The 20,705-nt window shown below is 40.3% G+C and carries 15 protein-coding genes; 2 read left to right on the top strand and 13 right to left on the bottom strand.

Annotated elements, in window-relative coordinates:
• Positions 1-185 precede the first annotated feature (185 nt).
• Together IPM47_19430 and IPM47_19425 are read right to left on the bottom strand one after the other, a co-directional pair.
• Entirely contained in the window at positions 186-5,351 is a 5,166-nt protein-coding gene (locus tag IPM47_19430; protein QQS28979.1) for a hypothetical protein, read from the bottom strand.
• 37 nt (positions 5,352-5,388) lie between these two features.
• Positions 5,389-6,504: a PorV/PorQ family protein gene (locus IPM47_19425; protein ID QQS28978.1), complete on the bottom strand. Its 1,116-nt coding sequence runs from the start codon at positions 6,502-6,504 to the stop codon at positions 5,389-5,391.
• A 211-nt stretch (positions 6,505-6,715) separates the two neighbouring features.
• Here IPM47_19425 and IPM47_19420 point away from each other — a divergent pair, with 211 nt between their 5' ends.
• Both IPM47_19420 and IPM47_19415 read left to right on the top strand, forming a co-directional pair.
• Complete coding sequence (locus tag IPM47_19420; GenBank protein ID QQS28977.1) at positions 6,716-7,606, top strand: diacylglycerol kinase family lipid kinase; 891 nt, start codon at positions 6,716-6,718, stop codon at positions 7,604-7,606.
• A gap of 175 nt (positions 7,607-7,781) precedes the next feature.
• Positions 7,782-7,991, top strand: coding sequence for a hypothetical protein (locus IPM47_19415; GenBank protein QQS28976.1), 210 nt, complete (start codon positions 7,782-7,784; stop codon positions 7,989-7,991).
• A gap of 333 nt (positions 7,992-8,324) precedes the next feature.
• Here IPM47_19415 and IPM47_19410 read toward each other — a convergent pair whose 3' ends face one another.
• The 11 genes from IPM47_19410 to IPM47_19360 all read right to left on the bottom strand — a co-directional run bounded on the left by IPM47_19410 (position 8,325) and on the right by IPM47_19360 (position 20,696).
• Positions 8,325-9,530, bottom strand: a complete 1,206-nt coding sequence (locus IPM47_19410) for an efflux RND transporter periplasmic adaptor subunit (protein QQS28975.1) — start codon at positions 9,528-9,530, stop codon at positions 8,325-8,327.
• A gap of 1 nt (position 9,531) precedes the next feature.
• Positions 9,532-10,794, bottom strand: a complete 1,263-nt coding sequence (locus tag IPM47_19405; protein ID QQS28974.1) for an efflux RND transporter periplasmic adaptor subunit — start codon at positions 10,792-10,794, stop codon at positions 9,532-9,534.
• Positions 10,795-10,804: 10 nt separating this feature from the next.
• Positions 10,805-12,058, bottom strand: coding sequence for a TolC family protein (locus IPM47_19400; GenBank protein ID QQS28973.1), 1,254 nt, complete (start codon positions 12,056-12,058; stop codon positions 10,805-10,807).
• Between the two features lie 3 nt (positions 12,059-12,061).
• Complete coding sequence (locus IPM47_19395) at positions 12,062-13,981, bottom strand: efflux RND transporter permease subunit (GenBank protein QQS28972.1); 1,920 nt, start codon at positions 13,979-13,981, stop codon at positions 12,062-12,064.
• The gene (locus IPM47_19390) at positions 13,981-15,255 is read right to left on the bottom strand and encodes an efflux RND transporter permease subunit (protein ID QQS28971.1); all 1,275 of its coding nucleotides are present in this window, start codon (positions 15,253-15,255) and stop codon (positions 13,981-13,983) included. The genes IPM47_19395 and IPM47_19390 overlap by 1 nt, the downstream gene beginning before the upstream one ends.
• Before the next feature lie 23 nt (positions 15,256-15,278).
• The gene (locus IPM47_19385) at positions 15,279-15,542 is read right to left on the bottom strand and encodes a hypothetical protein (GenBank protein ID QQS28970.1); all 264 of its coding nucleotides are present in this window, start codon (positions 15,540-15,542) and stop codon (positions 15,279-15,281) included.
• 25 nt (positions 15,543-15,567) lie between these two features.
• Entirely contained in the window at positions 15,568-16,218 is a 651-nt protein-coding gene (locus IPM47_19380) for a class I SAM-dependent methyltransferase (protein QQS28969.1), read from the bottom strand.
• Positions 16,215-18,260 (bottom strand): cadmium-translocating P-type ATPase, encoded by a 2,046-nt coding sequence (gene cadA / locus IPM47_19375; GenBank protein ID QQS28968.1) that lies wholly within the window; start codon positions 18,258-18,260, stop codon positions 16,215-16,217. Before cadA ends, IPM47_19380 begins: the two co-directional genes overlap by 4 nt.
• Positions 18,261-18,285: 25 nt before the next feature.
• A complete protein-coding gene (locus IPM47_19370; protein QQS28967.1) occupies positions 18,286-18,999 on the bottom strand; it encodes a cation transporter in 714 nt (237 codons plus the stop codon).
• 81 nt (positions 19,000-19,080) lie between these two features.
• On the bottom strand, positions 19,081-19,641 hold the full coding sequence (locus IPM47_19365; GenBank protein ID QQS28966.1) for a helix-turn-helix transcriptional regulator: 561 nt from the start codon (positions 19,639-19,641) through the stop codon (positions 19,081-19,083).
• On the bottom strand, positions 19,638-20,696 hold the full coding sequence (locus IPM47_19360) for a YncE family protein (protein ID QQS28965.1): 1,059 nt from the start codon (positions 20,694-20,696) through the stop codon (positions 19,638-19,640). Before IPM47_19360 ends, IPM47_19365 begins: the two co-directional genes overlap by 4 nt.
• Positions 20,697-20,705 lie beyond the last annotated feature (9 nt).

Raw genomic sequence — 20,705 nt, 5'->3', positions numbered from 1 at the left:
TTAAAGCACAAAGATGCGGATTGTTGTCCAAACAAAAAGCAATGCGTGCATTATTTATTTTTAAACCTCAAACTTTTCATACTAAAGCTACTTCCAAATCACCTGAGTATGAAAGGCAAATTTATCAAGACCGGTTTAATCCCGAAAGCTGTTGTTAAAAATAGGGATTAAATGAAAGAAGTGGCTTACCTCATCAGATACATTTTACCGATTCCGTTTTTGAACAAGTCATCTGCATCTTTGCCGAGTTTGTACTGTTCCATTTTTTGATCACCTAAACGGGTAACCACTTTGTAGAGATATAACCCATTGGCAAGTTGGTTGCCATATTGGTCGGTTCCATCCCATGCAAATTCGGTCAGGTTGTTGCCGATGCGAATAGGGCCGAGTTCGTTTTTGGTAATTTCGCGGACTACTTTTCCGGAGATGGTCATGATTTGTATTTTCATAAACTCCGGTATCTCAGAGCCTGAAAGAGTAAATACAAATCTTGTAGAGGTTGTAAAAGGATTTGGGTAGTTAAACACATTTGAAATCATGGGTTTTGTTTCTACCTTAAAACTTGTCCGGTATTGTTTATCGGCTGCAAAGTTATTGCTGCTCCGGTCTTTAGCCCTGACCTGTAACTCGTAAAACCCGCTTTGGGTAAAGGCAGGGCGATACTCTATGGTTGCAGCATTATTACCCGAACCGGCCTGTTCGGCTGTTGCAGGCAAAAAGGTGATTTCGGGGTTATTGAAAAAAACAGGGGTTTCAATATTGGAAAGTTGCCCTGAAACCGGATCGGGATGTTTCAGAAAAAGTTTAAATCCGGTGGTATCGTTCAGGGCTAAGTATTTGTTTTCATCCTTTGCTTTAATGGTGATAAACGGTTTTGCCGAAACCAACTCGCCGTCCACTATATGTCTGCCATCAAAGGTAACATCCAGAACAGGATTGATTTTGTCTTTTATTACGAAGAATGAAAGAATCAGGAGGTTGTTGAATCTGAATTTTTCGGGTTGATCGTTATTAGGATTTAACTCCACAATCAGAATATTGTTCCCACCCAAACCTTCTGTACTTTGATTAAAGGTTATAATTCCGGTTTGGCGCGCAGCAATTGGAGCCTGACGGGAATTGAAAATATGTGATTGGTTATTGTTGTCAATAATGGTAAATCCAACGAGAACACTATCCATATTTGTTCCGCTTGCATTAGTAACGGCAATTTCAAAATGAACAGGTTCGCCTTCGTTCAAGGTATCGCTCAGGAAAATAAAATGCTCCTTTTTATCCAATGCAAGCTCTCCGGCAAGATCGTAGTGAACCCTCCAGTAGTCGAGTTGAGGCATGGTAAATGCCACAGTATCTGAGGTTACCGCTTCTAATTTCAGGAAAGGATAATCTTCGGCGCTGATACTACTGATGTCCAGGTTGTAATCATTTCCGGAATTCATAAGCAGGATAGGTGCTGAACCATTAGACGGAAGCCCGTAAATATTGATGCTGATTGAGTCGGCAGAAGTCAGAGGGTTATCTAAAGGATGTTGTTTCCAATCAAGATTATCCCATTCGATGGAAGGGCCAATCACCGTTGAAGTAATTACCCCTTCAGGATGTTTACCTTCGACCGGAATATCAATTTCAAAAATTTCTGTTGGAATTTCAGGGGATACAAATGTAGGCGTATAAGTTCCACCCGAACCTTTTTTGCCAAAAGCAATAAAGGGTTGGTCTGTGCTAAGTCCGGCAATTTCTGAAATGCCCATATCGGCAAAAAACTGGTAAATATCGTCTTGATATGGATAGATTACATCATCGGGATTGGTTGATCCCAAACCGTGATTCCTGACACTATAAGCCAAAACATAGTAGCCGTCAGGGATTACGTTCTGCATAAAATCCAGCATGAAATCCAATTGTGAGGCAGATCCGGTATGATATTCAAAACCTGTTTTAACACCCGGGGAACATTGTATGTTGCCGTAAGAACCAATTCCGTTACAGTTGGCTTCTGAATTTTGCCTGACGGTAGTCATTGGTTCCAGAATAAGTGCAGGCTTAAAAACTATAAAAGAAAGACCTCCGTTGCAGACCCCTTTTAAGCAGGAGTTCTGAACAAGGGTAGTCGTAAAATTGAGGGTAAAGTCTATATCTGCGTAACTATCGCGTGCGTTTTTTGCGCTGATTACATTTCCTACTCCGGTATATTCAAACTGCCTGTTGTCGGGGTTGATTTTTACCTGATCGAGTTTATCTTGCAAAAACTGATAATAGTGAGATTGATTCCATCCCGAAGCACAACTGTCGGCACGGTAAATAAATGAATTGGTTTGCCAGTTATAAGCATCTCCTGCAGGACTAAGCTGACTTGCACGCCAGTAATACACCTTATCGTGCTGTAAAGGAATGCCGGGTTGCCATTTTATAACACCAGACTCGCTGTTTAGCAGAATTTGAGATAACGGGTTATTGAACAAGTTGGTAGTATCAATTTCCATTTTATACGGCAATGCTGCAAGCATAGGGTATCCGGTTGAAGCAAACAGGGTGGGATTGCTGTTGCAAACAATCGTGAAATTACAGGGAGATATTGGCACTAAAAGATCTGAAAAAATAAAGGCATTTTTTGTAGCAGTATTGTTGTTTTCGCAATCTTCATCAATTTCATTGTTGTAGTCAATATTCACAACAAAGGTATTATCGCCTGTAATACTGCTCGTATCATTAGCTGTTTGAACATACATAACAAGGGTATCCTGAAAAACAGGAGCAAGGAATTTTTTAACAGCAGCGATTTCTGTATTTCCATCCGGATAGGTTCGACTAACCTGAATAGAAAGAGAGTCATGTATTGCTTTCCCAAGGTTTGATACCACCACATTCACCGCAAAGGAATCCAAATTGGCGGTTATCTCAGCCGGGGTAAAAAACACGTCAGATTCCTCAATGATATATTCTGGCTTTTCAAATGATTGGATGACAACTGCCGGGTCGCCTGCTAAGGTGTATTCCTGTACGGTCATTTTAACCCCATCACTTGTCGGATAAACCGCAGATATATCTGTAATTGCCCGTTGCATACAATACCCGACAGGTTCGTTATAATGTGTCAGACTGAAATTCCGGTACAATCTTTCTACAACAATATCCATAAAACTCGGGAAGCCAAAAGAAACAGTTGCCAGGAATCCGATAGCACCAAGTTGATCGGCTAATATATAGTCTTCGGCCATCGTAACAAGCCCGGTAGTTGCGTTTACCGGATCATGAATATTGCCGACAAAGCAGGAACTCGATATCATAAATGGATATTTTCCAACATTGTTATAGTCAGTTGGCGGGCCTAAATCTACATTCCAATATATTCCGGAAGAGTGTCCCAAAAATGAAATTAAGGCTAAACCGTTGTTAATTTTTTCATCAATATCCGGAAATTCGACAATTACCGAAGCGTCTGTTGCACGGGTGTAGGTAAAATCAACTTTACCTCCCATCAGCGTGTCTTCATAGATGGTTTTATATTTGTTGAGGTAGCTTAAAAATGAATTGGCTTCACTCAGATTGTTTCCTCCTGCTATGTGTATAGCTTTTTTTCGCCACAACCTATCTTCTTTGGTACATGGGCTAAAGTCTTCATATTGTATCAACTTGTCCAGATAAGCGGCGACTTCATCCGGTGATTTTGCCGGTATTCTTCCCACACTGATTTGTGTCTGAAATCCGGTTATCCCTCTTCTTGTCAGCATATTATCGGAAGGGTGATGCCCATAACTCGGCACTAAACAATTGTGAAACCAGGACGGATTTAAACCAAACCGATGATAACCGATTGATTTGCCCATAAGCAGCAAGTATTCAGGCGGAGTATTCCAGTGGTCTAATGCATAGTTGATGAAACTGACTATTGCCAGAGGATTTTTTTCTATCCCATAGGAAAACTGTTCATAGAGTTGGTTAATATCAATCACTGTTGCAGCGTAATTTCCCCCCTGAGGGCTGCTGCGGTAAAGCCGGTATCGGTCAATTTGATTGATATCACCCTGCATCAGCGAAGGGTGTGAAATAATCAGGTAATTACCTTCTGAAGCTGAACTTGTAAAATCAACAAAATTTACCGGATTTAATGCAGACACATTAAAAATCCCACAATTTGCAGGATTACAAGCCGGCATATTGCATATAATATCACAAACGGTGCTGGTATTGCTTAAATATAATTTGCGGGTTGGCAGACCACCTGCAACAGCAGGAAGGTAAAACTTATAAACTCCGCCTTCTACAACCGGAATAAATCGGAGCCGGTTGGTCAGGTCATAAAGTACGGGAGCAGTTCCACCGTTGAAATTGGTGATTTCCAGATATTTGTTGGTATTGTTCGTGATGGTGAACAGAAATTTCCGTGAGTTTGAGAAGTCAAAAGTTCTTGGATAGGTAATATTTGCATAAACCACCGAACTTTTATCAGCCACTGCTATATCGGCAACATTGGTGTATTCGATATCTGTTAAAGGATCGGTCAGTTGGCTTACCGGAACATTTAAGTTAAAGGTAAAATTGTCATAACCTTCATAAACAGTATCTACATGAAGATTATTATTCACTTCTATTAAAAGGTGATGGTCGGGAATATTGGTCAGGTCATCTGATTGGCCGATCACTTTAGTAGAAATCTGTGCATTTAAGACAGGATTTGCAGTATATATTTTATCGGTATTGAGTTTATACAAACGCGTCTGCCCTTCAGTAAACAACAATCCGGTGAATCCTTCCCCTTTTCCGAAATCCGCATGATAATTGTTAACCCCACCCAGATTTCTGAACGGGTCTCCTCCGGTAAAAACATTTCGATGCCATCGGTAACTGGTATGCCAGAAATATTCTTCTTTTGGGGGTAATGCGCCACTAACATTGTTAGCAGTGTTTTGAAAGCGGGATACAACTGTGCCGGGATTGACAGAAGTGAGATAATAGACCGCAGTATCGGTAAACAAACTCTGAAAAGGATTTAATTGCCATTGTGGGTTGCTGTAAAGTCTGGTGTCAAAGGAACCGTCGTTTGGAGCACCATAAAATTCTACGTAATCGGTTTCGGTTAAGGTGCCTTCGTTCGACACATAGAGCGGCACTTCCTGACCCATACAAACCATTTTTAACTGCGACCCCACTAATGGCAAGCCATTGGCTTCCAATACCGAATATGGGATGCGGTATAATGATTGATTGACAACTTTTACCTTAAAATGTGGCTTTGAGTAGTCAATCCACTCGTTGTTGTAGGTGGTTGTTTGTGCTTGTAAGAAAATGGTAAAAAAGCTGAAGCACAGAAAAAGAATGTATCTATAAATATGGTTACCGTTCAATCGCATGATAAGAAAAAATTAGAAGCAGTTTAATCAAGAAAAATCAGTCAGTTGTCGTTGTGCTGGTTTTGTTGTGTTTCCCAAAGTCAATCATCAGGGAAATAATATGCGAATAGATGCCATCTGATACTCGGTTTAGCCCTGTAAAAGCGTAGTCTATTCGGACTTCTTTAATTTTTATGCCTAAACCCACATTGGGTTGCAAGCTTGTAAAGGTTTCGCCATTGGTATCATTTCTAAACTCCTGTATATTGTTAATACCACCCCGCAGGAAAATCAGGTTGTTATATTCTAACTCTATACCGGCATGAGGGTCAATACTGACAGGATCGCTTTTTATCAGGGTATTGCGTTTGCCATCAAAAGTTATATCAAAATTCAATTCGGTCAGTAACGATATTTTGCTCTGACCGAAAGGTTGCCTGTAAGCACCTCCCAGAATTAAGCGCTGTCCGGTCAGTTCAACCGAGTTAACCGGGATGACGTTGTCGGTTAGTTCTAATTTTTGTTTTTCTTCCGGGGTAAAGTTAAATCCCCAGGTATTTACTGTCGTAGTGGCATCTTTGAGCATAACGCCTAAAGTAAAGCGATTGTTAATGGAGTACTTTAAGCCAAGATCTAACCCAAACCCCCAGGCAGTTGCAAAACTACCTACGCGGCGATGAATAACTTTTACACTACCGCCAATGCTGATTTTTTTGACTTGTTGGGCATAAGACATTAGCAGGGCATAGTCGGCTGCCGAAAAAGTAGTAATATTGTCATAATTGATATTCCCATCCGGTTCAATAAGAAACAAAGTATTGGGGATATCGTCAACGCCAAATCGGATGGCTGTAAAACCTAAAAAACGTTTCCGGTCATTGATTGGAAAAGCAGCACCGGCATAGTCGTATTTTGCGATGCCGGCAAACCATTCTGCGTGCATTGCCGCCACTTGTGTTCCGGTAAGCTGTGCCAAACCTGAGGGATTCCAAAAACCGGAAGTAACATCACTAACCGATGCGGCTTGTGCGTTACCCATTCCTAATCCCCGTGCACCGACACCTAAAGATAAAAATTCGTTACTGTAGGTGCGAATAGTTTGAGACTGTAATGTATTATGGGAAAAAACGATCAGCAAGAAAGCAGAAAGAAGCAGACTTTTGAAAAAGGTCATAAGAAAATTGAATCTTTTACCAATGAATGAAAATACAACCTATCAGGCAATATTAGTATTTTCGGAAGATGTTAGTTTGAGAATATTGGTTGCGTGGATTTAGTTTTTAATCAGTATTGACCGGTCAGTAAATATAAATTCTTGGTTGTCAATAGTGAAATAAAGGTCAAAATAACGGAATTTTACGCACTTTTAATAATACAGCAACTCAATGGTTCTCAATCTCACTAAAAAACGGGTTTTGTTTATTGTCAATCCCATTGCCGGAATTAGTAAAAAAATAAGGATCCCGGAACTGATTGGAGCACATATTGACACAGGATTGTATGACTATCGAATTGCCTACACTCAGTTTGCCGGTCATGCTGTGTTTTTAGCTCAGGAAGCCGTTGCGGATGGATTTGATATGGTCGTTGCCGTGGGAGGAGATGGGTCCGTCAATGAAGTGGGTTCGCAGTTAGTGAATACATCGGTGGCTTTGGGTATCATTCCTTTAGGTTCAGGAAATGGGTTGGCAACAAAACTGAAAATCCCTCTTCAGCAAATAGAAGCCATAAAATTGCTCAATAAAGGACAAATTTCTGCAATTGATGTGGGTTTAATCAATCAACGATGCTTTTTCAGTTGTGCCGGAATCGGATATTCTGCCAATGTCGCTGCCCGGTTTGCAGGACGAAGAAACAGAGGTGTTGTAGGGTATGCGCTGACAATCGCATCAGGCCTGCCAGCATATCATCCAACTAATTGCCGGTTAGTTTGTAATGACACGACTTATTCTCCTTCGGCTTTTGATATTACCTTCAACAATTCGGGACAATTCGGATACGGGTTGGGATTGACCCCATCTTCAAAGTTAAATGACGGATTGCTGGAATTAACGGTTGTGCGTACTTTCCCCTTATATCTGATACTATGGGTCGTATTTTTATTCCTAATCGGAAGGTTACACAAAAGCCGGCTTTTCCAGGCTATTGAAACCAATCATGCATTTATAAAATGTCCACACGCTGTTCAGGCTCAGATAGACGGTGACCCTGCCATGATTGACCAAAATTTTGAAATCACAGTCCAAAAACAGGCCTTGCAAGTGATGATGCCTTAAGAACTTTATGGTTTATGAAACAGCAGTGTCCATAAAGTTTCTCACGAATAAAATCCTTTGTCCTTTTTTCTGACAATAAGCTCACACAATTATAGATTGTTGCTATAAAATGCCTCCGCTCCAATCAAAAGGAGGGGATATGGGGATTATGCTATAGCCTGTTTTATGGGAGTTTTTGCAAAAACAAGTTTTTTCACAGCCTGACATCAGTCTGTCTAAAAACCGCAAACAAAAATACACTAATATTTTAGGTTTTGGCATACTTACAAGGAACTCCCCGGCGGCAGATGCAATAATCTGTTTGGAAAGAAGCATCAGTGCAGAAAACCCTGTGCGGTTTATTGATGCTTTTGTGGAGCATCTCGATTTGTCTAAATCGGGTTAACCACAAATAATTAAAAGCCCTTAATTTGAAGGTAACGTTTTTTTTAAATTGGGTATTTAGTGGTTTTTGAGTAGTAGTACAACAGTTACGCCTTTTATCAGTAGGTTTTCAGTCTTTCAACCATGTAAACCTTTGTCAATATTAAGTTTTAAAGTCTTTGTCTGTGTCGAGTTGGTCTGTGCGGTTTCGTGTTTTTTTATTTTTAAGAAGGGGAGGAGATTTTCTTTTTTTCAATTTTTCTAAGAGCGGTAAGGTGGAAGCTCTTTTGCAAGTATTGGCCTGAGTTTGGACTCTTGGGGGCTTGCAAATGGGCTTAAACCTCTGCAAGGGTTTTCAATGCTCATGCTGTTGACTCGCTCCGCTTTTTAAGATAAACTCGCTGCTGATTAAATATGCGCCTTCTGTAACTACTATCTCACCTTCTTTTATGCCTGACTCAATTTCAATCCAGTAGTTATTTTCATTGCCTGTTTTTACCATTCGCTGCTCAAAAGTGTTGTCGTGCGCCAACATCCAAATGGTTTGCATTTTTTCTAACAGCAGGGCTGATTTTGGAACTGCCAAAACATCAGAAGATGATTTTTGGGGAATAACAGAAACCAAAGTTCCGGGGATGAGTTTGCCACCCGAATTATTCACCCTTATTTTGAGCAGATAAATTCTTTTACCGTCTTCAATTACCGGATTGCTATAAGCTAATTTTCCCGTGAAAACTACTTTGGGATTGCTTTCGCTGAATACCTGAAAGTATTTATTTTCTGCTAATTTTGAAACTTCATTGGAATAGATTTGCGCTTCTACCCAAACTTGATTGAGCGAAGTGATTTTTAATAGCGGGCTGCCTTCCTCTACATACATTCCTTCGGTTATGCTTACTTCTGTAACATATCCTTCTACGGGCGAAAAAAAAGTTATCAGGGGACTTGTGTTGCCCGATTTTTCTAAATCTGAAATTTGTTCTTCGGTTAAGCCCCAAAGTAGTAATTTATTTTTTGCTGCTTCTGCCAACTCTTTAGTGAGTTGTGTTGTTACACCAAGAGTTTTAGATTTTTCAAATAACGTCAGATATTCTTTTTCATCGGCTTGCAGTTGTTCGCTGTAAATACTGTATAGCGGTATGCCACTTTTGGTATATACTCCTGTATTTTTTACAAACAACTTTTCAATGCGGCCCTTTGCACGACTGCTGATAGTTTTTACTTGTTCTTCATCAATGGCAACTGTTCCTATAATGGTTGATAGGTTTGTGATTGTTCTCAACCTGACGGTATCGGTTTTTATTCCTGCTAATTTTTGTTTGCGTAGGTCAATGGTGATAAAGTTGCCCTGATGCCCTACATGTTCGTTTTCGTTTTTTTCAACTTTGATTAATGACATATTGCAAACAGGGCATGAACCCGGAGTGCTGCTCTTTACGGTTGGGTGCATGGGGCATGTGTAGTAAGTGCCGGATGTTTCCTGATGATTTTCGTGGCTGTTGTTACAACCCGAAACAATAAGAATTGAGAACAAGATGGTTGAAATTAATATTTGCTTCATGTTAATCCTCGCTTAAAAATGTTTCGCTGTCTATCATCAAACCCGCCTCTTTTGCAATTTCCTCTTCAGATGAAAGTCCGCTTGAAATACTTATCATTCCATTATTACTTGTTCCAATAATTATTTTCCGTGCCTGAAAAATTCCGGTGCCGCTTTTTGTGGTATCAGTCTTTACCCACACATACGCATGTAAACCTGTTTTGTAAACTGCTGATGCAGGAACTTGTAAGTTTTTGCTATCAGATAAATAAAACTGTGCGGTAACAAGCGAATTTATTTTCAGCGAATTATTTGAATTGGGCAACGCAATTCTAACTCTTGCAAAACGCTGATTGGCTTCCTCGAAGGTATGTTCTTTCAATACAACCTTGCCTTTCAGTGAAATCGAAAGATTGTTCTCAGCTATTAATTCAACAGTTTGATTTTCGTATATTTGATTTACATATTGATTGGCAACAGATACAATTGCCCAAACTTCCTGTAAATCGTTTACGATGAAAAGTGTTTGTCCTTCGTTGACATATACACCTTCACGAAATTGTGAAATAGACGCAGCAAAGGAATTTTGATTACCTGTGCTTTGCTGCATTCCCATATTGTTCATGGATACAGCATTTTTAGTTTCTGAGTTTTGTTGTGGTAATTGCTCTTCAAAAAATACATAGCCGTTAGCAGGACAGTAAACAGCAATGGTTAAATCCACTGTCCCGTTTTTTTCTAACTGCTCAATTTGATTTTCGGTAATTCCCAGCAAACGAAGTTTCTCTCTTGATTTTTCCAGTAAGTAACTTTCAGCTTTTAATTTCATTAGAAATAAATGTTCCTCCTTAAAAGTGCGTAGCGATGGGCTGTATATGTCCATGATTTTGTCGCCTTGCTTTACATATTGATTGCTGAACTTGATATAAAGTTTTTCAATTCTTCCTCCAAAACGTGCCGCAACAGATTGGTTACGGTTTTGAGCAGGTATGATATACCCCTCTGCTTTTAATTTACTTCCTTTGTTGTTCGCTTGGAGTTTTACAGTTGACTGATTAGACAAAACCTGCTTGTTAGGTGAAATGGTTTGCACCAATTCTTCTTCTACCGGTTCTAATTTCATTTTGCAAATGGGACAATTGCCCGGTTTATCACTTACAATTTCAGGATGCATTGGGCAGGAATAAACTGTATCGCCATGCTGTGAATGTTCGTTTTGGTGCTGATGTTGTTCTTCATCGTTTTTGCAGGAAGATACTATTGAAAAAAGGAACAACAAAGCCATGAAACAGATACTATTTAATTTCTTTCTCGAATTCATATTCGGCTTCTAATTTTAAGATGTTAAACAGTTTGTCATACGCTTCTAATTTTTTCATCAAGAGCATTTCCCAAGCATCGAGCAAGACAAAAAAGTCACCTGTTTTATGCTTGTAAGCAAGCAAGTTGGCTTGCAGGTTGTTTTCATAAGCCGGGATAATATTTTTGGTATAGCTCTGATATTGTGCGCTTTCATAACTGAGCATGGCAAGTTTTTCCGATAACATTCTTTTTGCCATCAGTTCCATTGTTTGCTTTTCCTGTTCCATAGACCGGATTTGAAAGTCAATGGATTTTGTTTCGGAGCGATACATTTTTGAAGCCCAAGGAACAATCGGAAGTGTCAACATTCCCATAACAGACCATTGACTGGGCATTCCGAACATTTGCATGTGCTCAGCACGAACACCGAAATCAGGGCGCACACCTAATTTCATTACATGCTGTTCCAGTTTCATAGATTGTATGTATTTGTTGAGAGCGTTAATGTCACTTCGGTTGGAAATGCTTCCGGTATCTGAAAGACTAACTGAATAATTTTGGGGAGTAATAAGCGTATCAATTTGGAAAGCGGTGTTTACATCGCGCACCATAAGAATATTTAAGCCGATGTTGCTTTCTGAAATGGAGCCGTCAAGCATCAATAACATGTTGTTGAGTTCGGCTAAACGGGCTTTTGCTTTGTAAATGGTTTGCAATTGTGATTGATTGTAGCTGAATTTTTCTTCGGAAGTTGTGATAAGTAGTTTTAATATTTCTTCGCTTTCTTTCAGGATAAGTTGTTTTTTCTCGGCAACAAAACGGTTGTAATAAAGAATTTTTGCTTCGCGTCTTAACTCGTTTTTTGTCCATTCACTTTTTGATTTTTCAATTTCAGCTAATGAGTTGATGTAACTTTTATTTGCATTTAGTTTGCTTGAATTGGGTATCATTTGTTCAAAAGAGAATGTAACACCTGCCTGGTTCATAGGGTCGTTCTTCTCACTTATCATAGACAAGTTGTAAGGGAAACGCATGATGCCTGTGGATAAGGTGGGCGGCATCCAAGATTTTGCACCGTCAGCTTTTGCCTGAATAGATTGAATGTTGTATTGATACTGAATGATGGACGGGTAGTTGGCTTCTACCTGTTGAAGTAATTTGTCTAATGAAATGCGGGTGGTGTCCTGTGCTCGAATTTGGAGCAGGCAGAATGAAAGAATAAGAGTAGTAAGCAGTGAATATTTCATAACTCAGTCTTTTATATCAAGGTATTGCACTTTACCGTGTTTTTTCAATTCGTATTCTTTCACTAACTGATAGACCACTGGCAAAACGATTAAAACGAAAAGGGTAGAGCTAATCAGCCCGAATACAAAAGGAATGGTGATGGGCTTCATTACATCGCTTCCTACTCCTGTTGCCAGAAGAATGGGCAGCAGCCCAATCATGTCAGCCATTACGGTCATGAGTTTTGGGCGGACACGCATTACTGCACCTGAAAAAACTGCCGCCCGTATTTCGTCTTGTGTAAGCGCTGCACTGTTCTTTTTTAATGTACTGTCTCTTATTGCTTCGTTCGTGTAAACGAGCATTAACACGCCTGTTTCTACCGCAATGCCGAATAGTGCGATGAAACCAACGGCAACGGCAACGGAAAAATTCACTTCAAAAAAATACATGGAATACACACCACCGATTAAAGCAATGGGAATACTGGAAAGCACAATGAGCATTTCTTTGGCAGAACGAAAAGTGAAGTAGAGAACGAAGGCAATAATCAAGAGCGTAATGGGAATAATAATTTTCAAACGGTTTTCGGCACGGACTTTACTTTCATATTGTCCGCTCCAGTTGATGTAATAACCTTTGGGTAGTTGATTGAAATCTTCTTCAATCTTCCTTTTGGCATCGCCCACCACGCTGCCCATATCTCTGCCACGCACATTAAACAGAACTGTGCCGCGCAACATGGCGTTTTCGGAACTAATCATGGGCGGACCTTCGGTAATCTCTATTTCGGCAACGGCTGATAGTGGAATAACTCCGTAGTTTGCTGTTTGTATGGGTGTTCGTTTTATTTCGGAAATGTCTTTCCTGAAATCCTGTGCAAAACGCATGGACACGTTGAAACGCTGCCTGCCTTCTACTGTGTTGGTTACAGGCATTCCTCCCAAAGCCATTTCAATAATCATATTTACTTCCTCAACCGAAAGATTATAGCGGGCAATTTCTTCCCGTTTAATTTTTATATCTAAATATTTTCCTCCGGTAAGTTGCTCTACATACAAATCGGTTAATCCTTCAATGCCTTGTAAAGACTTTTCTACCTGACGAGCTATTACATAAATAGTATCTAATTCCTGTCCGTAAATTTTAATACCGATGTCTGTCCGCACTCCGGTAGAAAGCATATTGATGCGGTTAATGATAGGTTGTGTCCATCCGTTTGTAATGCCCGGTATCTGCACTTTCTCATTCAGTTCGGTAATGAGTTTTTCGGTAGTCATGCCTTCGCGCCATTCTGATTTTGGTTTTAATAGAATAATGCTTTCAATCATGCTCATAGGCGCGTTGTCTGTGGCGGTGTAAGCGCGACCTGCTTTGCCTAAGACATTTTCTACTTCAGGAACAGTCATTATTATTTTGTCCTGCACTTGTAAAATTCGCTTGGCTTCGTTATTGGAAACATCAGGTAAAGTAACTGGCATAAACAACAAAGAGCCTTCATCTAAAGGAGGCATAAATTCTGAACCCAATCGCAGCACAAAAGGAATACTGCCTAACACAATGATTATTGCTATTGCAATAGTGGTTTTTTTCCAGCGTTGGCAAAGTTGTAAAACAGGCGTGTAAATTTTTATAAAGAAATTGGAAACAGGATTTCGACTTTCAGGAACAAGTTTGCCTTTCATTACCGATCGCAATAGCATAGGCACAATTAAAAGAGCCACAATGGCAGAGCCAATCATGGTGAAGGTTTTTGTGGACACTAATGGAGAAAACAATTTCTTTTCCTGCCCTTCGAGAAACAGGATGGGCGCGAATGAAATGAGCGTTACCAGAATGGAAAAGAAAACAGCTCTTCCAACAGTGCGCGATGAGCGTTCAATAATTTTGATGCGCTCTTCTTCGCTGAGTTCATTAGTATGTCCTATTCTTAACTTTTCCATCAGTCGGCATTTTGAATTACTTCTTTCACTAAATTTTTGTAGGCATTTTCGGTCATTACAATTCCGGCATCTACCAAATCGCCAATGGCAAGAGCAATTCCGCCCAAAGACATAATATTTAGCGAAATGCCGAACAGCTTGATTAAAATAAAGCCGATGAGGACAGATAAAGGAATTGTAACAATGGCAACAACTGCACTGCGCACATGGAAAAGAAAAAGCAGCACGACTAATGAAACCACTGCAATCTCCTCCCAAAGGGCTTCTTTGAGTGTGGCAATAGCGGCTTCAATCAAATCGCTGCGGTCGTAAGCAACTTTAATTTTTACTCCTGGGGGCAAACCTTTTTCTACATCACCTAAGCGTTCTTTTACGCGGTCAATAACTTCTTTGGCGTTTTCACCATAGCGGGCAACTACCACACCGCCTACTACTTCACCTTCCCCGTTTTCGTCCACAATGCCTAAACGGATGTCGCTGCTCATTTGCACATCAGCCACATCTTTGAGTTTGATAGGAATAGATTTGTAAGAGCCAACGGAAATTTCTTCTATATCCTGAATGTCTTTTATGTATCCCAAACCCCTGATCATGTAACCCATTCGGTTCATTTCGTAAATGCTGCCGCCCACATCGCGGTTGTTCGCTTTAAGCGCGTTGGCAACATCCATAGCCGATACGTCGTAGTAAATGAGTTTGTTAGGATTGATGCTGACCTGATATTGTTTTTGAAATCCTCCAAAGGATGCTACTTCGCTTACGCCCTGCACATTTTGCAAGGCAAATTTTACATACCAGTCCTGCACGGCACGGAGTTCGCCTAAATCATATCCATTGCCTTTAAGGGTGTACCAAAACACATGACCAACCCCTGTTCCATCAGGACCAAGAGTTGGTGTTACGCCCTGAGGTAATGCTTTCTGAGCGAAATTCAGTCGCTCTAATACACGGGTTCTTGCCCAGTAGATTTCTGCATCGTCATTAAAAATGACGAAGATGAAACTCATACCGAACATGGAAGCCGCACGAATATCTTTTACATTGGGGATGCCCTGCAAGTTGGAAACCAACGGGTAAGTTATCTGGTCTTCCATGATTTGCGGGTTGCGCCCCATCCATTCGGTGTAAACAATCACCTGATTTTCGGAAAGGTCGGGAATGGCATCAACCGGTGTATTCATTACTGAAAACACGCCACCCGCTATAATGAGCAAAATGCCCACCCAAACAAAGAAGCGGTTATGTGTTGACCATGAAATTATTTTTTCAATCATGAGTTGCCGGTTAAAATTGATTTTTAGTGATGCTGGTGTGTGCTGTCTTGTCCGTGATGCTCATGGTTTTCCTCCACTTTTTTCAGGTCCATATTACATACAGGACAGGAGCCGGGCTTGTCGTAAGTTTTTCCGCCCTCGCATTTCATAGGGCATTGATACTTTGCGTTGGAGGTTTGTTCGGTGGTAGTGTTTTCTTTTTTGTTTTCAGATGTTTTATTTCCGCAAGAAACGAAGAACATTACTGCTGTGAGTAACAACACTGCGATTGTGATTTGTTTTTTCATTTTCTAATTTGATTTTGATAGTTTATTAATTTTTTACTGCTGTGTAATAACTGTATGTTCCGATGTTAGTATTGATAAAATCCACTTCCGAAACTTGCTGAAAACCCGCATCGGAAATGAATTGAGGCATTAAGCCGTTTACATTGTCGTTGGTAGTTTTGAAACCATCTAATAACTGTACGGCATAAAATGAAAAGCGCATCCACTTATTTTTAGCACCGCCCCAATCGCCAATCAGGAGTTTGCCGTTCGGTTTGAGAACACGATGCAGTTCTATAAGGCAATGCAGTTTTGTTTTTGCATCTAACTGGTGAAAGACCAACGAACTGAAAACTTTATCAAATGAGTTGTCAGTAAAAGGCAGGGTTTTTCCATCGTAAAGATGAAGCGGCACTTCTAAGTTGTGCTTCCGCAATTTGTATTCAGCAATGGATTTTATTTTGGGGTCTATGTCCACACCCTGCACGAATGCTTCGGGTTTTAGTTGCTTTAACAGGATTAGATTTTGTGCAGTGCCAAAACCGAACTCTAAAATGCTTTCGCCTGAAAGCTGATTGACGAAATCAATCAGCTTGCCGCGGATTTTTTTTTCAGGCATGGTGAGTTTAACGGTGAGGTCGTAATACTCACTCAGAAAATTGTAGCCAAGTGCGGGGATGAATTTTTGTTCGGTCATTGGTTCATTTTTCTTTTTAACAGTTGAGCATTAATGGCTACTATGATGGTGCTTGCACTCATCAACACTGCACCAAATGCAGGACTAAGCATAATATTCCATTTGTATAAAACGCCTGCTGCCAGTGGGATTACAATAATATTGTAGCCCACTGCCCACCACAGGTTTTGTATCATTTTGTTGTAAGTGGCTTTTCCAAATAATATCAGATTGGCAATGTCTTTCGGGTCGGAGTTCACCAAAATAATATCTGCTGTTTCTGCCGCCACATCTGTGCCAGAGCCAACAGCAATGCCAACATCCGCCTGAGCTAATGCGGGTGCATCATTTACGCCATCGCCTGTCATGGCAACATATTCTCCTTTTACCTGAAGTTCTTTTACTTTTTCTAATTTATCATGCGGCAATACATTGGCTAAATAGCCATCCATTTTCAATTCTTCGCTTACTTTCTTTGCAACTTTTTCGTTGTCGCCAGTAAGCAATAAATTTTTTATTCCAGCTTTGTTCAATATCTCAATAGCTTCAAGAGAACTATCTCTGATATGGTCAGCGAAAACAAAATATCCTGTAACTTCATTTTCAATCAATAGGTAAACTACAGTGCCTGTTAAATTATCTGCCGAAGAAATTGCCTTAATGTTATGTTCTTTTAAATAATTCGGGCCTACAACTTTTACTTCTTTACCATCTACAATTCCTTCGGAACCTATGCCGGGCAAATAGTTGAATTTTTCTGATTTTGGAATTTCAAGATTTAGTTCATTGGCTTTTCTCAGAATACCTGTGGCGATATAATGTTCCGAATGTTGTTCAATGCCCGAAGCAAGCCGAAGCAGTTCCTTTTCGTCAAAATTAGAGTTCAGGACTTTTATTTCTTGTAATTCATGCGAACCTTTAGTAAGTGTTCCGGTTTTGTCAAAAATGATGGTAGTAATCAGTCGCGCATTTTCAAAAGCCGTTCTGTTGCGAATAAGTAAACCTTTTTGTGCCGAAACTGAAGTTGAAATAGCTACTACCAAAGGCACTGCCAATCCTAAAGCATGAGGACATGAGATAACCATTACAGTAACCATTCTTTCCAATGCAAACACAAACGGATAATCTAACAGCAGCCAAACCGCAAGCGTTATTATGCCACCACCTAAGGCAACGAAGGTTAAGACCTTTGCGGCACGGTCGGCAAAATTTTGTGTTTTGGATTTTACTTTTTGAGCATCCTCTACCAGTTTCACCACCTTATTGAGATAGCTGTCTTTGCCTGTGCTTATTACTTTCACCGTGAGAGAACCATTACTATTTAAAGCACCGCCAATGACTTTGCAGCCTGTTTCTTTTTTTACGGGTTTACTCTCACCAGTAAGCATACTTTCATCCACATAGCTTTCTCCTTCAGTTACAATTCCATCAACCGGAATTTTTTCGCCCGGCTTAATCATTATCATATCTCCGATTTTTAAATGGCTTACCGGCATATCGTGTATTTGACCGTTTACCAAATGATGTGCGGTTGAGGGCATCATTTTAACGAGTAGTTCCAAAGAGCGGGAAGCACCCATCACAGACTTCATTTCAAGGTAATGACCTATGAGCATAATGTCTATCAGGGTTACCATTTCCCAGTAAAAATCCATCCCCTGCAAACCGAAAGTAACAGCCATACTGTAAGCCCATGCAACGGAAATAGCTACACCGATAAGTGTCATCATTCCAATGGCATTTTCTTTTACCTCATCATACAATCCCTTTAGAAAAGGATAGCCGCCATAGATGAAAATAAAAGTGGAGAGGGCAGCCAATACATATTTGTCGCCCGTAAAACTGAATTCAAATCCCAACCACAGTTGTATCATGTGAGACAGGGCGAGCACCGGAACAGACACAACGGAACATACAATAAACCGCTTCCAAAAATCAGAAACATTATGTCCCGCGTGTTTATCATGTTCAGCCGAATGAGAATAGTGCGAATAAGTGCTTGCTACTTGAAGGGTTTCGTGTTGCTGATGCTCTGGCTGATGATGTTTGTGATGTTGTTCCATATTTTAATTATTAACGATGGTTATTCTATATCATTTGTAAAAGCATAATGCCACTCATGGCAATCATCAAAGCATCTTCAATGATGGTAACGGTGCTCATAGGCAAATTGAACACTGCACCCAAGCAAGCGCACTGAATTTTCTTTTTGTTCAACACAGTTTGCAAAACACCAATGATGCTTACCGACATTAAAATGAACGTAGCTGCATTTGTGATAAGCGGATTGAAATTGATAAGGTAAGCAATGCCTAAAACCAATTCGGTAAAAGCATATACATAGCCCCAAGCGGGAATAAGTTTTGCGATTACATCATACATGGCATAGCTTTCGACAAAGCCTGAAAGGTTGAGCAACTTGAAGAATGAAAAAGTAAGAAAGAAGCCCGCCATGAAATGCTGCATCAATTGCATGGGCATAAAATGGTGATTGGTAATTTGAATAAGCAAACTAATGGTGGTAATGTAAGCAAAGATGAGCAGAACGGGCTTGTAGGTTTCAAGCCAACTCTTTACTTGTTCTGCTGTTTCGCTGTGATGTGCTACTGTGATTTTGTAATTGCCCTTTTCACTGATTGCTTTTTGCAGTTCGCTTAAAGCAATGTGTTTACTCATAGTGATGGTGGCAGTTGTTCTTGTTATTTCTGCACTGGTTACATCGGGCAAAGTGAGCAAGGCACTTTTTACTTTGGCTTCACAACTGCCGCAAGTCATTCCCGAAACGTTGTAGGTATGTGTCATCTTTTAAAAATTTTGATGGGACAAAATTAGGATTGAACACGGCAATGAACGTTACAGAATTTTTGAAATTATTTATAAGTTTTACAGTTCTTCAAGCGGCCTGCGCCTTTTCTCTTTCAGTTGTTTGTAATGAGAAGGAGTAAGTCCTGTTACTTTTTTGAATTGTGTGCTTAAATGTGCTACACTGCTGTAATTGAGTTGAAATGCGATTTCGCTTAAACTCATTTCATCATACACCAGCAACTCTTTTACTCTTTCAATTTTTTGTGCAATGAAATATTGCTCTATGGTTGTGCCTTCTACCTGCGTAAATAGGTTTGTGATATAGGAGTAGTCGTGGTTTAACTCCCTGCTTAGGTAATCGGAAAGATTTGTATTGAGTTGGTTGTTTTTGTTCTGCACTAAATCAACAATCAGGTTTTTCACCCGCTCAATGACTACGCTCTTTTTATCATCCAACAATGCAAAGCCGAATTTTTGAAGGGCGGTGTGAATGTCCTGCCGTTGAAAACCTTCTAACTCTTCATTAATATCCACTTCTCCCAAGTCAACCGAAACGGGGTGAAGCCCGAGTTTTTCCAACTCGGACCTCACTACCATTTTACAGCGGGTACACACCATATTTTTGATGTAGAGTTTCATTGTTTTAGTGCAATGCCATTTGGTTTTGTTCCTACCGAGATGGTTTTAGTAACGGCATGAGTAGCTACATCAATAACTGAAACAGTATTTGCGCCCTGATTGGTAACATACGCTGTGCTGCCGTTGGATGTAAAGGCAATTGCATGGGCATCTGCTCCGGTCGCAATGCTACCCACAGAACCCCACGAACCGCTCATGAACGTGTAATACTCCACCTTGCCGTTGGTTGCATCAGATACCCATAGCTCACCATTTGAAGAATTGTAAGCCGCATAGCCGGGCTTGAAACCAAGATTGATAGTTGCTGTAACGCTCATAGATGAAACGGTGATTTCGGAAATGGTCTGGCTTGTTTCATTGTCCACATACATTTTGCCGTTGCTTGCCATCCATGCGCCTACAGGGTCTTGCCCGACTGTGAGTGTTTCGTGTATCATTTTATTGTTCGCATCAATAAGAGTAACCGTGCCGTCCATTGTGTTACAGGCAAAAGCCATTGTGCCGTCTGATGAAAATGTAACTTCTGAAAGCCCCGCGCCTACGTTAATGGTGTTTTTCAAAGTCCAATCTGAAGTATTGTAAACCAACACCTGACTTTGTATAGTGTCCGTTTGCCCAAACCAAAGTTCAGTTCCCGAAGGATTGAAAATTGCATTGTGAGGCATTTTATTCAAAGCAATTTCTTTGTCAATCATCCCTGTAACGGCATCAATGATCTGAACTTTTAAACCCGTAAGTGTGCCGCTATGTCCGCCATGGCCACCACTCAAATCGGTGCTTGTAATGGCTAAGGCTAATTTTGTGTTACCGGGGTTCAGATAGATATGATGCGGATAAGTAGCGCCATTGAGAGAAATTGTTTCTGTAACTGTATTGTCGGAAAGTTTGACTACTGAAATGTTATTGGAGTTGCCGTTCACGATGTAAGCAGCCGGATAGTCAATGTTGAGCATGTCATGGTCATCGCCGTGGTCTTTCATACAGGAAGAAATACTGACTGTAAGAGCAAGAGCAGCTATAGCTGCTGTTGCAAAAATTGATTTTGAGATTTTCATTTTTACTGT

The organism is Sphingobacteriales bacterium, assembly GCA_016700115.1.
In the GTDB taxonomy this organism is placed as follows: Bacteria; Bacteroidota; Bacteroidia; order Chitinophagales; family UBA2359; genus UBA2359.
Note: the sequence above shows the minus strand (reverse complement) of the source record. Positions and strands in the feature narration are given on the sequence as shown.

Excerpts from the sequence above, each read along its gene's own strand:
- IPM47_19430 (QQS28979.1), bottom strand. The coding sequence starts at position 5,351 with ATGCGATTGAACGGTAACCATATTTATAGATACATTCTTTTTCTGTGC.
- IPM47_19425 (QQS28978.1), bottom strand. The coding sequence starts at position 6,504 with ATGACCTTTTTCAAAAGTCTGCTTCTTTCTGCTTTCTTGCTGATCGTT.
- IPM47_19420 (QQS28977.1), top strand. The coding sequence starts at position 6,716 with ATGGTTCTCAATCTCACTAAAAAACGGGTTTTGTTTATTGTCAATCCC.
- IPM47_19410 (QQS28975.1), bottom strand. The coding sequence starts at position 9,530 with ATGAAGCAAATATTAATTTCAACCATCTTGTTCTCAATTCTTATTGTT.
- IPM47_19405 (QQS28974.1), bottom strand. The coding sequence starts at position 10,794 with ATGGCTTTGTTGTTCCTTTTTTCAATAGTATCTTCCTGCAAAAACGAT.
- IPM47_19400 (QQS28973.1), bottom strand. The coding sequence starts at position 12,058 with ATGAAATATTCACTGCTTACTACTCTTATTCTTTCATTCTGCCTGCTC.
- IPM47_19395 (QQS28972.1), bottom strand. The coding sequence starts at position 13,981 with ATGGAAAAGTTAAGAATAGGACATACTAATGAACTCAGCGAAGAAGAG.
- IPM47_19390 (QQS28971.1), bottom strand. The coding sequence starts at position 15,255 with ATGATTGAAAAAATAATTTCATGGTCAACACATAACCGCTTCTTTGTT.
- IPM47_19385 (QQS28970.1), bottom strand. The coding sequence starts at position 15,542 with ATGAAAAAACAAATCACAATCGCAGTGTTGTTACTCACAGCAGTAATG.
- IPM47_19380 (QQS28969.1), bottom strand. The coding sequence starts at position 16,218 with ATGACCGAACAAAAATTCATCCCCGCACTTGGCTACAATTTTCTGAGT.
- cadA (QQS28968.1), bottom strand. The coding sequence starts at position 18,260 with ATGGAACAACATCACAAACATCATCAGCCAGAGCATCAGCAACACGAA.
- IPM47_19370 (QQS28967.1), bottom strand. The coding sequence starts at position 18,999 with ATGACACATACCTACAACGTTTCGGGAATGACTTGCGGCAGTTGTGAA.
- IPM47_19365 (QQS28966.1), bottom strand. The coding sequence starts at position 19,641 with ATGAAACTCTACATCAAAAATATGGTGTGTACCCGCTGTAAAATGGTA.
- IPM47_19360 (QQS28965.1), bottom strand. The coding sequence starts at position 20,696 with ATGAAAATCTCAAAATCAATTTTTGCAACAGCAGCTATAGCTGCTCTT.